The organism is Leisingera sp. ABM4_060, assembly GCF_056158765.1.
This window is the reverse complement of sequence record NZ_JBSWTX010000001.1, coordinates 2,509,248-2,521,456: the sequence shown is the minus strand read 5'-3', so window position 1 is coordinate 2,521,456 and position 12,209 is coordinate 2,509,248. Positions and strand designations below refer to the sequence as shown.

Genomic DNA, 12,209 nt, shown 5'->3' with positions numbered 1-12,209 from the left:
TTTCTTAGCGTGAGGTTTGCCGGGGGCGGTGGATATGGGCGCTTTGCACAATGCCAAAGGCGCCCAGGAGCACCAGCATCGCCGAGCCGCCATAAGAGACCATCGGCAGCGGCACGCCGACCACTGGCGCCAGCCCCATCACCATCGACATGTTCACCGCGAAGAACAGGAAGAAGGTGATGGCGATGCCGAGGATCACCAGCGAGGAGAAACGGTCCTTGGTGGCAATGGCAGAGGCAATGCAGAACAGGATGATCAGCATGTAGATGAACAACAGGGTGAAACCGCCGATAAAGCCGAACTCCTCCGCCAAGGTGGTGAAGATGAAGTCAGTGTGTTTTTCCGGCAGGAAGTTCAGCCGCGACTGTGTTCCCTGCATAAAGCCGCGTCCGGACCAGCCGCCCGATCCCAGTGCGATCTTGGATTGGGTGATGTGGTAGCCGGCGCCAAGCGGGTCCTGGGAAGGATCCAGGAAGGTGTCGATGCGGCGGAACTGGTAGTCCTTCAAAAGCTGCCACTCGGTGCCGCGGCTTTGGAACACGGCGCTGACCAGCCCCACGCCGGCTGCGATCACTGCCGCAAAATAGGCCCAGTGGACGCCTGCTAGGAACATCACACCGCCGCCTGCCGCCATCAAGAGGATCGAGGTGCCAAGGTCGGGCTGTTTCAGCACCAGCGCGGTTGGGATCAGGATCAGCGCCACTGGCAGCAGCACCCACAGGGGCCGCGAGGTTTTCTCGGCGGGCAGCCAGTCGTAATAGGCGGCCAGCAGCATCACCAGTGCGATCTTGGTGACCTCCGATGGCTGCAGCCGCATGAAGCCGATATCAATCCAGCGCTGGGCGCCCATGCCGACGGTGCCAAAGAGCTCCACCGCCACCAAGAGCCCCAGTGAACCCAGATAGGCCAGCACCGAGACATTCCGCCAGAACCAGATCGGGATCATGGCAACCACGAACATGACGCCAAGGCCCAGGCCGAAACGTTTCACTTGCGGCTCCACCCAGGGAGAGAAGGACCCGCCGGCCACCGAGTACAGCATCAGAAAACCGACGCTGGAGACCGTGATCAGCAGCAGCAGCAGCCCCCAGTTCAGATGCAGGACCTTGCGCAGGCCGGCGGGCGTCGATTTGGCATGGTATTCTAGATAGCTCATGCACGGCTGCTCCGGCTGCCAAGCGGCCGCTTGACCCGTTCTCGTTCCAGCCGCTCCTGCTGTGCCTTGATGCGGCTGCGGTCGGCTTTGGGGTAGGCCTCCAGCGGCGGGGTGCCATCATACAGGGCCTGCAGCATCACGTCGCGGGCAATCGGGGCCGCCGCCTTGGAACCGCCGCCGCCGTGTTCCACCACCACTGCCACCGCGTATTTCGGAATGTCATAGGGCGCAAAGCTCACGAACAGCGCGTGGTCGCGGCGCTCCCAGGGCAGGTCCTCGTTGCGGATCACCCCGGCAGCGCGTTCCGCTGCGGTGATGTTGCGGACTTGGCTGGTGCCGGTCTTGCCGGCCATGCGCATGCCGTCACCGATGATGCGGGAGCGGTAGGCGGTGCCGCGGCGGTCGTTGCTGACGGAATACATGCCCTTGCGCACCATGCGCAAGCTGTTCTCGCTGATGTCCAGCGGTTCGCCTGCGCCGCTGGGCTGCTCGAGACCGTCGATGGATTTCAGCAGGCGGGGCATCACACTGCGCCCTGTTGCCAGCCGTGCCGACATCACCGCCAGCTGCAACGGCGAGGCCAGCATGTAACCTTGACCGATGGAGGCATTGGCGGTGTCGCCGATCAGCCAGTCCTTGCCATAGGAACGTTCTTTCCAATCCTTGGTGGGCGTTATCCCTTGCGCCACTGCTGACATCGGAAGATCGTGTTTGATGCCTAGGCCGAATTTGTTGGCCATCGCCGAAATCTTGTCGATACCGGTCTTGATGGCGATGTCATAGTAGTAGACGTCGCAGGACCGTTTCAGCGAGGTGTTCAGGTCAACATGGCCATGTCCGCCCCGTTTCCAGCAGTGAAACCGGCGGCCTGCCACCTTCAAATGGCCGGGGCACCAGACGGTTTCTTCCGGACCGATCACGCCTTCTTCCAGCGCCGCCAGTGCGGTGACCATCTTGAAAGTGGAGCCAGGGGGATAAGTGCCCTGCACCGTCTTGTTGGACAGCGGGCGGTAGTTGTCCTCGGTCAGCATCCGGTAATCCGCCACTGAAATGCCGCGAACAAACAGGTTGGGGTCGAAACTGGGGGAGGAGCAGATCGCGCGGATGCCGCCGTCCTCGCAATCGATCACTACGGCGGCAGCGCTTTCGCGGCCCAGCCTTGCCTGCACATAGTTCTGCAGCTCCGCATCGATGGTCAGCTGCATATCGGCGCCGGCCTCGCCTTCGCGCCGTCCCAGCTCGCGCATGACCCGGCCATAGGCGTTGACTTCCACCTGCTTGGTTCCGGCCTTGCCGCGCAGCTGCTCTTCCAGCTTGGCTTCAAATCCGACCTTCCCGAATTGAAAGCGGGGGGTCAGCAGGACCGGGTCCGGCGCCTCCATCTTGGACAGGTCATAGTCCGACACCGGGCCGACGTAGCCTACCACATGGGCAAAATCCGAGAGCTGCGGATAGACCCGGGTCAAGCCGACGTCTGGCTCAATGCCGGGCAGGGCCGGGGCGTTGGCCGCAACCTTGGCAATGTCTTCCCATGCAACCTGATCGGACAGGGTGATACGGTGAAAGGGTTTGGAGGATTTGATGTCTTTCAGGGCGTCTGCGATATCCTCGTTCGGGATATCGACAAGCTTGCGCAGCTTGGCAATCGCCAGTTCGATGTCATCCGTGTTCTCGGGCACGATCACGATCCGGTAAGACGGCGAGTTCTGCGCGATGACCTTTCCGTTGCGGTCGAATATCCGGCCGCGCGCAGGCGGAAGCAGCTCGAAATTGATCCGGTTTTCCTCGGCCAGCAGCCGGAACTCATCAGCCTGATCGACTTGCAGGAAACGCATCCTGGCCGCCAGCCCGCCGGCAAAGGCCAGCTGCAGCCCGCCTAGAAACAGCGCCCTGCGGGTCATCTTGCCGTGCGAGGCGTCCTGATCCTTGGAATTGCGTTTCATCGGCGGCTCATCAGGGTTTCGGCTTCAGCAGGGGAAAGTTTACGCACGCCCAGAATAGACTGGCTGACCCAAACTGCCAGCGGATAGGCAAGGATCGTCATCACAATCTGGATCACCGTCAGGCTGAGCGGCGACTGCGCCACGCCAAAGAGCACCAGCACCAGCCGGTTGAGCGTGGCAATGCCGCTGAGCACCAATGCCACCGCCAGCCACTCGCTGGCGAAGGTGCTCTCGCGGTGCGGCGCGGCGCGCGCCTTCAGAAACCCGCAACCAAGCACGGTCAGCAGGGCCAGCAGGCCCGGCGGACGCAGAAACAGCAGATCCGCCAGCAGCATCACCAGCGCAATCAACAGGGCCGGCACAAAGTCGGGCCGCCGCAGCGACCAGGCCATCGCCAGCAGCAGCAGGAAATCCGGCGGTGCCCAGAACCGCGGCGCGGTGTCCAACGGCAGCAGGTGAAAGAAGATGATCAGCAGCGCCAGAGCCGGGAAGGCCAGGCGCATGGTCCAGATTCGGGCGGGCGAGGTGTTAGCCATTGCCCGCCTCGGCGGTGCCTTCCGCGCTGCCGCCGCCCAGACCTTCAGGGCGCGGCTGCGGCACCGGATCGCCCGGCACTGCACCGACAAGCCCGCCAGGGTCTTCAATCACCTGTGTGCCGTGATGGCGCAGCACCCGCAGGAACTCCAGCCGTTCATAGTCGGCGGACAAGCGGACGCGCATCCGGCCCGAGCGGTCCTTGGCCACCTGGCCGATCAGCAGCCCGGCCGGAAACACCGAACCGTCGCCGGAGGAGATCACCCGGTCGCCGGGGCGCACCAGGTCGGGGTTTTCCAGAAAGCTCAGTAAAGGAGCAGCATTGTTGTCGCCGGTCACCAGCGCGGTCTGTCCCGAGGGCTGGATGGCGGCAGGCACTGCACTGGCGGCATCGGTCAGCAGGATCACCCGCGCTGTGTCACGCCCGGTGCCGGAAATCCGGCCGACCAGCCCGATCCCGTCCATTGCCGCCCAGCCGTCATGCACCCCGTCGCGGCTGCCCACATTCAGCAGCACCGATTGCCGGAACGGAGAGCCGCTGTCGGCCATCACCACCCCGGTGATGTAGGTGAGCTGCGGATCAAGCCGCACGTTGTTGAGATCCAGCAAGCGGGCGTTTTCCTGCTCCAGCTGCAGTGCGGCCTCCTTCCAGGCCCGCATCTGACGCAATTCGCTGCGCAGCTCGCGGTTCTGCTCGGCCAGCCGCTGGTAGCTCTGGAAATCGCGCACCAGGTTGATCGCAGCCGTCACCGGAACCATCGCCCAATCCATGCTGGGCACCACCTTGTCCACCACCTGGGCCCGGAAGCGCTCCACCCGCGGGCTGTCGATCCGCCAGATAACGAAGACGGCAAACAGGCACAGGCATAGCACCACTGTCAGCAAACGCCGCAGCGGGGTGGCGTAATCTTCGCGCTGTGACCGGTCCTTTGCCACGTCTCTCCTTCCAGCCGCTCAGCTGGCGCTGTTCTCGCGGGCAGGGGCTGTTAACTGTCGTAGTCGATGGCGTGGGCCAGTTGCTTTTCGAACTCCAGCGCCTTGCCGGTTCCCAAAGCCACGCAGTTCAGGCTTTCGTCGGCAATCGACACCGCCAGGCCGGTCTGCTCGCGCAGGGCCAGGTCCAGGTCACCCAGCAGTGCGCCGCCGCCGGTCAGCATAACGCCGCGGTCGACAATATCGGCAGCCAGATCCGGCGGCGTGGTCTCCAGCGCGGTCATCACCGCCTCGCAAATCTGCTGCACGGGTTCAGCCAGTGCCTCGGCAACCTGCGCCTGAGAAATCTCGATCTCCTTGGGCACCCCGTTCAGCAGGTCGCGGCCGCGGATCTGCATCGACTGGCCACGGCCGTCGTCGGGCATCCGGGCGGTGCCGATGGAGGTCTTGATGCGCTCGGCAGTGGCTTCCCCGACCAAGAGGTTCTGCTGGCGGCGCAGGTAGCTGATGATCGCCTCATCCATACGGTCGCCGCCCACCCGGACCGAGCGGGCATAGACGATGTCGCCCAGCGACAGGACGGCTACCTCGGTGGTGCCGCCGCCGATGTCGACCACCATGTTGCCGGTCGGGTCGGTGATCGGCATGCCGGCCCCGATAGCAGCGGCAATCGGCTCGGCAATCAGCCCGGCACGGCGGGCGCCTGCGGACAGAACCGACTGGCGGATCGCGCGTTTTTCAACCGGGGTGGCGCCGTGGGGAACGCAGACAATGATCTTGGGTTTCGAGAAGGTCGAGCGCTTGTGCACCTTGCGGATGAAGTGCTTGATCATCTCCTCGGCGGTGTCGAAGTCGGCAATCACCCCCTCGCGCATTGGCCGGATCGCCTCGATCGAGCCGGGGGTGCGGCCCAGCATCAGCTTGGCGTCTTCGCCCACGGCCAGCACTTTCTTGACACCATCCTTGACGTGATAGGCAACCACCGACGGCTCGGACAGGATGACGCCGCGGCCCTTGACATAAACCAGGGTGTTGGCTGTGCCGAGGTCGATGGCCATGTCCGACGAGAACAGACCGCCTAAGTTTCCGAAAAGCGCCATATAGAAGGGATCCTGTAAAAGCTGCCGTAGACCTTTGGGGCGACTCCAAGGAAGCCGCGTCGCAAACCTTATAAGCGGCACAAGGGGGCCGCGAAAGGGCGTATTATGGTGAAACAGCGCCTTTCCGCCCAGTCCGTGGGGGCACGGGACGCCCGCGTTCCTTAGCTGTTCCCGGCCAGCGGTGAGGCTCCGCGGCACTTGCGCCACGCTGCGGCGCCGGGGCACCGCCGTCAGCTGGGAAAGATCCGCTGCATTTCGGCGTTGAAACGGCTCCACGTCAGGCTGGCGCTGTTGCCCGCATAGCCCTCGTAATAGGATTCGCCGCTGGACGTCGGCAGCCCTGCCCAGATCTTGGCGAGGTTGAGCATGAAGGTTTTGCGCGGCATCTCCCCTTGCAGAAACGCGCTGTAGCCCGCTTCCTCAACCAGCTGATGCGCTAGCTGGTCCTGCAGCTCGGGCGAGAAGCGCGCCTGGGGTTTCACGCCCTGATGCTTGACCAGCCGCCTGAGGGTCGCAGGGATCATCTGGTAGCGGCCGATGGCATGCGGCTGGCCCGGGGTCGCATCGATCCAAGCGTTGATCTCGGCGATGGTCATGCTTGTCGGCTTCTTCGGCGGCTTGCGCTTGGCGCCATATTGCACGGCGTCATATTGCGCCTTGCCGGCCTCGGCGCTGGCGATCAGGTCGAACAGCTGCTTGACGCTGGGCGGGGCGCTGAGAATGGGGGCAAACAGACCGCCGCTGCTGCGGCCCCGGAACAGGCTGGCGGCGCCGGGGTTGAGCGACACCGCGCCGCGCCCGGGATCGGCGCCGGGCAGGGTGTCCGGCAGCAGGCTTGCCACCGCTTGAGGGGCCGTTTCCGATGCCGGCCCGGGCTGCGGTGCCGAGGCCTGATGCAGAAAGAACTGGTTGCCCACCAGAGAATACCCTTGCGCGCTGACGGCTGCAGCCGCGCACAGACACAGGGCCAAGCATGTAAGGACAAAGGCAACGGCGCTCGTTCTGAGGGGCATGGGATCCTGCATTCTGCAACAGTGGAACGGCTGCAGTCTGCCTTAGCCGGGTTGAGAAACCGTTTACCCCGCAGCCGGCCCCTCTTCCGCAGCCTGGCAAATGCGGCTAGAGGGGAAGCATGCTTTCCTATCAGCACATCTATCACGCCGGAAACCTGGCAGACGTTCAGAAGCACGCGCTGCTGGCCTGGATGCTGGCCTATCTGACCCGCAAGGACAAACCCCTCAGCTACATCGAGACCCATGCAGGGCGGGGACTGTACCAGCTGGACGCGCCTGAGGCGGTCAAGACAGGCGAGGCCGAGCAGGGGATCTCCCGGGTTCTGGCAGGGCAGTCGCTTGCTGCGGACCATCCGCTGCACCGGGCCTTGACGGAGACACGTAACCGGCATGGGGAAGCCGCCTATCCCGGCTCTCCCTTGATTGCGGCGTCATTGCTGCGCCCAGGCGATTCGATGCATTTCGCCGAGTTGCACCCGCAGGAGAACGCGGCGCTGCGGGCGGCCCTGAAGCCTTGGAAAGCCAAGGTGCACCAGCAGGATGGCTTTGAACTGGCAATGTCGCTGGTGCCGCCGGCCCCGCGCCGCGGCCTGATGCTGATCGACCCGAGCTATGAGATCAAATCCGACTACGCCCGCATTCCCGGCATCATCGGCCAATTGCACAAGACGTGGAACGTGGGGGTTATTGCGCTGTGGTATCCGGTCCTGAAAGACGGGACGCACCGGCAAATGCTGAAGGCGCTGGAGGCGCAGGCGCTGCCGGGTGCGCTGCGCCACGAAGTCTCTTTCCCGCCTGCGCGCGAGGGGCACCGGATGGTCGGATCGGGCATGTTTGTGGTCAACGCGCCATTTGGGGCGGGCGAAGAAGCAGAGCGTTTGACGGATCTGTTTTCGGCAGTCGCCTGAAAGCGCGGAAAAAGCGGAGAGCTCCCGCGCCCGGCAGGATCATCAATGATGACCCCTCCGGCCTTGGGCCAGGCGCCGGGCTGCCGCCCGGCGCGCCTCGGGCGGGGAGGTATTGCCACGGGGGCAGGGACGGTTCAGCAGCGGCAGGCGGGTCCGCGCCGCGCGTTGCGCGGCGCCCGGCCCAACCCTGGAAGGTGCCGCTAGGCACCTTCAGGGGCGGGAGTGCCTGCCGTCTTCCAGAACAAGGCCTGAAGGCTCGCATGAAAAAGGGCCGCTTTCCTGAAGGTTTTTCGATGCGGGCCTCTGCGTGACAGCGGGGCGTCTGCGGGCGCCGGCCCGCGTTGACAAACCTCGGAAGGAGGAAGCCGCGGGACCCGGGCGCTGTCTATGGGAAAGCGTGCTGCGGGTGATTGCGAGGGCGGGGTCCGGCCACCGGCCGGACATGGCGTGCCTGTCACTGGAGGCCGCTCGGACGGCTGGGGGCGTGGGTTTCGGATGGCGGCGGAACAGCTGATTGCATTTTCCTGAGCAAAGCGCAGTAACGGGCAGGCCAGGAGCGGCCCGGCCTGCGGGCGGCAGCTGGTGAGTTTCGCGCGTTTGAGGCGGGCGTTGCGTCATGCGGCCTGCTCCCGGGGGGGTGCCCGGGATGGCGGCTTCCGACCGCGGCGGAAGATCCCGATGATGCGCACCGCCCCGCCACAGCAGGGGCACGGTTCGCGCAGTGTGAGGGGGATGGCCTCAGCACTCTCCTGCGGGTCCGGGTCCTGGGGCGCCCCGCCGGGCAATCTGCGGATGCGGGCGATGGTGGCCTTGCGAGCCGCGCTGGCCAGCAGCCCGTAGTGCCGGATGCGGTGGAATCCATCGGGCAGGACGCGGATCAGGAACCGGCGGATGAACCCGCCGGTCTCGAGGCGCATCACCTTTTGCCGGCCGCCGTGCTTGATGCGGCAGTCCTTCCAGCGGAACGCCACGGCCGCAGCATCGGCGCCGGTCAGGCGGGGGTTCGAGACCGCCGCGCGGTGCGTGTACCGGCTGAGACAGGCGGGCACGGCCGCGGGGCCGCCGAAGGGCGGTTTGGCGCAGATGACCCGCTCGGTCTTGCGCAGCGGGGCGGGGCAGGCGGCAAAAGCGGCGGCCTGAGCCAGGTTTTTGAGGTCGCCGAAGAACTGAAGCGCGCCCACCTTGTGCAGGACCGCCGGCCCTTCGGGGAAGAGCCGCCGGAATAACCGGGAGAGGACGCGCACCGGCAGGAAGAACCCGGGGCGGCAGGCGATCCATTTGTGCCGTCCGGCGGCAGGCCGCCGTCCCATTGCCCGGCAGGCGATTGCGCAGCGATCTGCCGAGAGGGGGCACGATCATGCGGGCATGCGGATGGCGGGTCAGCGCCGGACCCCAGGTGTGGAGCACGCTGGCCATGCCGGCCCGGGCGCCGGGATGCCGGGGATCCGCGGCGATGGCCGTCACGGTCTCAGCCGAGGCGCGGAACAGCAGGCTGCAGACTGCCTTCTTGTTCCAGTAAGCGATTTGCGCGATCCCGGCCGGCAGGGTGAAGACCGCGTGGAAGCACCCGGCCGGCAGCAAGTCCTCGGCCCGCGCGGCCATCCAGCCACCTGCGGCTGGTCCCTGGCACTTCGGGCAGTGCCCCCCTCCCGGCAGATTTGGCGCCGCCAAATCGCCTGCCGGTCAATGGTATCTTGCAGGAACTGCAGGCGATGTGCCGGTGACCGCATTTTCCGCACGCAGCGGCATGCCCGCCGGGCACCTCGGTCCGGCAGGCCTCGATCGCCGGCATCCCCTTGAGCCGGGTTAGGCTGGCATGCCCGGCATTGGCCCGCCGCCACGCGGGTCCGTGTCTTCGGAAGATGCCAGCAAGCTCCAGTCCCGGCCGCCCGGGCCCCCCCGGCGTCCGGCCGCACCAGTCCGCGCCGGAGAGTGCGGTCCTGCAGCTCCTTCAGACGTTCGTACGGGCTGACGGTGGAGCGGATCGTCCTGGTGGCCGCATGCGCGTAGCGGGCGGTGGTGCTGAGCTTGGCGCGGCCCAGCAAAACCTGGATGATCCGCACATCCGTCCCCGCCTCCAGCAGATGCGCCGCGAAGCTATGGCGGAGCGTGTGCAGGGGTGCGGGCTTGTTGATCCCTGCCATGTGTTTTGCGGACGTGAACGCCCGGTTCAGCTGCCGCGGTGACAGCGGGTTGATCTTCGGCTTGCCCGGGAACAGCCAGCCCTCCGGCCGCGCCTCGCGCCAATAGCCGCGCAAAAGCTCCAGCAGCCCCGGCGGCAGCATCGCCTTGCGGTCCCGGCTGCCCTTGCCGTCCCCGACGCGGATCAGCATCCGGTCACTGCCGGTATCCGTGACCTTGAGATTGCAGACCTCGGAGGCCCGCAGACCTGCTCCGCAGCTGATACCCAGGGCCGCACGGCACTTCAGCCCGGGTCCGGGCACCGCGGCCATCAGGCCGCCCCCCTCTTCGGCGCTGAGGACGATCGGCAACTTCCGGGGGTTGCTTCGGAACGGCATGTACCGCTTCATCTCCCCGCGGCCGCATGCGATGCCGAAGAAGAACCGCAGCGATGAGATCCGCACGTTGAACGCCGAGGCCGGGACGCCGGTATCGGTCATGTGCAACTGGCAGGCCCGAAGCTCTTCCGGCGCCGCTGTATCGGGCGCATGCCCGAGGTATCCCGCGAAATCCTTGACCGCCCGAATACGGGCTTTCCGGGCGCTCTCGCCCAGGCCACGGATGCGCATGCCCTCGATCATCCGCGCGCAGCGGCGCGGTTCCATGATCCTTCATGGGACCCTCCTGTCTGTGGATTGAGAAGGTCCCAATCATCAGACAGATCCGGTCATTCCCAAATGCACAGGGGGGGTCAGATCAGCGAGGTGCGCCCGCCACAGCCGCCCCTGCCGCCCCTGCCGCGCGAGCGGCTTCGTCCTTCCGGCGGAAAGCAGCCCTTATTGCTTTAGATCGGCCTGGCCTCAGGCGAGGTCCTTGTAAGAGATCTCTTTGGCGTCAGCCCCTTCGCCAACGCGGCCGCGGCGCACGATCAGACGGTTCAGCGCGTTCACATAGGCCTTGGCCGAAGCCACCACAGTGTCGGTATTGGCGCTTTCGCCAGTGGCGATATTGCCGTCTTCCTCCAGCCGCACGGACACGGTCGCCTGAGCATCGGTGCCTTCGGTGACTGCGTGCACCTGATAGAGCTGCAGCCGGGCGGTGTTGGGGTAGATCTTGCGGATTGCCTTGAAGGTCGCATCCACCGGCCCGTCACCCTCAGCGGTTTCGGTCACGTCATTGCCGTCGATTTCCATTTCGACCATGGATTCCGCTGGGCCGCCGGTGCCGCAGACCACTTTCATCGACACGATCTTGAGGTAGTCGTTCTCCGCATCAACGCCGGTGCGCATCAATGCGATGAGGTCATCGTCGAACACTTCCTTCTTACGGTCGGCCAGCTCCTTGAAGCGGACAAACACATCCTTCAGCTGGTTGTCGCCAACGTCATAGCCGAGGTGCTCCAGCTTGTCGCGCAGCGCCGCGCGGCCGGAATGCTTGCCAAGCGGCAGTGAAGTGCCGGAGAGGCCGATATCCTCGGGGCGCATGATCTCGAAGTTCTCGCGGTTCTTCAGCATGCCGTCCTGGTGGATGCCGCTTTCATGGGCAAAGGCGTTCTTGCCGACAATCGCCTTGTTGGGCTGCACCACAAAGCCGGAAACGGTCGAGACCCGGCGCGAGATATGCATAATCTTGGTGGTGTCGATGCCGGTGTGCCAGGGCATGATATCATTGCGCGTCTTCAGCGCCATCACCACCTCTTCCAGCGCGGTGTTGCCGGCGCGCTCGCCAAGGCCGTTGATGGTGCATTCGATCTGGCGCGCACCGCCTGCGACGGCTGCCAGGGCATTGGCCGTCGCCATGCCAAGGTCGTTGTGGCAATGGGTGGCAAAAACCACCTCATCCGCACCCGGCACAGTCTCGATCAGGCGCTTGATCAGGTCGGCCGATTCCATCGGCGCGGTATAGCCCACGGTGTCGGGGATGTTGATGGTGGTAGCGCCTGCCTTGATCGCGATCTCGATCACCCGGCACAGGTAATCCCACTCGGTCCGGGTCGCATCCATCGGCGACCACTGCACGTTGTCGACCAGGTTGCGGGCATGGGTGACGGTTTCGTGAATCTTGTCGGCCATCTCATCCATGGTCAGGTTCGGGATGGCGCGGTGCAGCGGAGAGGTACCAATAAAGGTGTGGATGCGCGGTTGCGCGGCTTTGCGCACCGCTTCGGCGCAGCGGTCGATGTCCTTGAAATTGGCACGCGCCAGCCCGCAGATCATCGAATTTTTCGAGCGTTCTGCTATTTCGGACACCGCGGCAAAGTCGCCTTCGGAGGCAATCGGGAAACCGGCTTCGATGATGTCCACGCCCATTTCGTCCAGAAGCTCGGCAATCTCCAGCTTCTCGTCATGGGTCATGGTGGCGCCGGGGCTTTGTTCGCCGTCGCGCAGGGTGGTGTCAAAAATCAATACACGGGATTTATCGCCGGAATTCGGAGAAGCGTTGGTCATGTTGGTATCTCTTGTCTCTGTCCTAGGCCCCTTAGGGCATCATAAGCCTTTGAT

The 12,209-nt window shown here is 65.0% G+C and carries 8 protein-coding genes and 2 pseudogenes; 1 reads left to right on the top strand and 9 read right to left on the bottom strand.

Annotation, left to right across the window (positions count from 1 at the left end; all coding sequences use genetic code 11):
* Positions 1-4 precede the first annotated feature (4 nt).
* The 6 genes from rodA to ACXAEH_RS12110 form a co-directional block, all read right to left on the bottom strand.
* Entirely contained in the window at positions 5-1,156 is a 1,152-nt protein-coding gene (rodA, locus tag ACXAEH_RS12135) for a rod shape-determining protein RodA (protein ID WP_475033084.1), read from the bottom strand.
* The gene (mrdA, locus tag ACXAEH_RS12130; protein ID WP_475033082.1) at positions 1,153-3,099 is read right to left on the bottom strand and encodes a penicillin-binding protein 2; all 1,947 of its coding nucleotides are present in this window, start codon (positions 3,097-3,099) and stop codon (positions 1,153-1,155) included. Before mrdA ends, rodA begins: the two co-directional genes overlap by 4 nt.
* Positions 3,096-3,635 (bottom strand): rod shape-determining protein MreD, encoded by a 540-nt coding sequence (locus ACXAEH_RS12125; protein ID WP_475033081.1) that lies wholly within the window; start codon positions 3,633-3,635, stop codon positions 3,096-3,098. The genes mrdA and ACXAEH_RS12125 overlap by 4 nt, the downstream gene beginning before the upstream one ends.
* Entirely contained in the window at positions 3,628-4,569 is a 942-nt protein-coding gene (gene mreC, locus ACXAEH_RS12120; RefSeq protein ID WP_475033080.1) for a rod shape-determining protein MreC, read from the bottom strand. Before mreC ends, ACXAEH_RS12125 begins: the two co-directional genes overlap by 8 nt.
* 50 nt (positions 4,570-4,619) lie before the next feature.
* The gene (locus ACXAEH_RS12115; protein WP_039134955.1) at positions 4,620-5,666 is read right to left on the bottom strand and encodes a rod shape-determining protein; all 1,047 of its coding nucleotides are present in this window, start codon (positions 5,664-5,666) and stop codon (positions 4,620-4,622) included.
* 230 nt (positions 5,667-5,896) lie between these two features.
* Positions 5,897-6,679 (bottom strand): lysozyme family protein, encoded by a 783-nt coding sequence (locus ACXAEH_RS12110; RefSeq protein WP_475033078.1) that lies wholly within the window; start codon positions 6,677-6,679, stop codon positions 5,897-5,899.
* 119 nt (positions 6,680-6,798) lie between these two features.
* Here ACXAEH_RS12110 and ACXAEH_RS12105 point away from each other — a divergent pair, with 119 nt between their 5' ends.
* Positions 6,799-7,587: a 23S rRNA (adenine(2030)-N(6))-methyltransferase RlmJ gene (locus ACXAEH_RS12105; protein WP_475033076.1), complete on the top strand. Its 789-nt coding sequence runs from the start codon at positions 6,799-6,801 to the stop codon at positions 7,585-7,587.
* 614 nt (positions 7,588-8,201) lie between these two features.
* Here ACXAEH_RS12105 and ACXAEH_RS12100 read toward each other — a convergent pair.
* From ACXAEH_RS12100 to ACXAEH_RS12090, 3 genes and pseudogenes are all read right to left on the bottom strand, one after another.
* A pseudogene (locus ACXAEH_RS12100) lies at positions 8,202-9,466 on the bottom strand (IS91 family transposase).
* A 175-nt stretch (positions 9,467-9,641) separates the two neighbouring features.
* Positions 9,642-10,040 (bottom strand): annotated as a pseudogene (locus ACXAEH_RS12095) (tyrosine-type recombinase/integrase); the annotation flags it as partial.
* 528 nt (positions 10,041-10,568) lie between these two features.
* Positions 10,569-12,155: a 2-isopropylmalate synthase gene (locus ACXAEH_RS12090; protein ID WP_475033075.1), complete on the bottom strand. Its 1,587-nt coding sequence runs from the start codon at positions 12,153-12,155 to the stop codon at positions 10,569-10,571.
* Positions 12,156-12,209 lie beyond the last annotated feature (54 nt).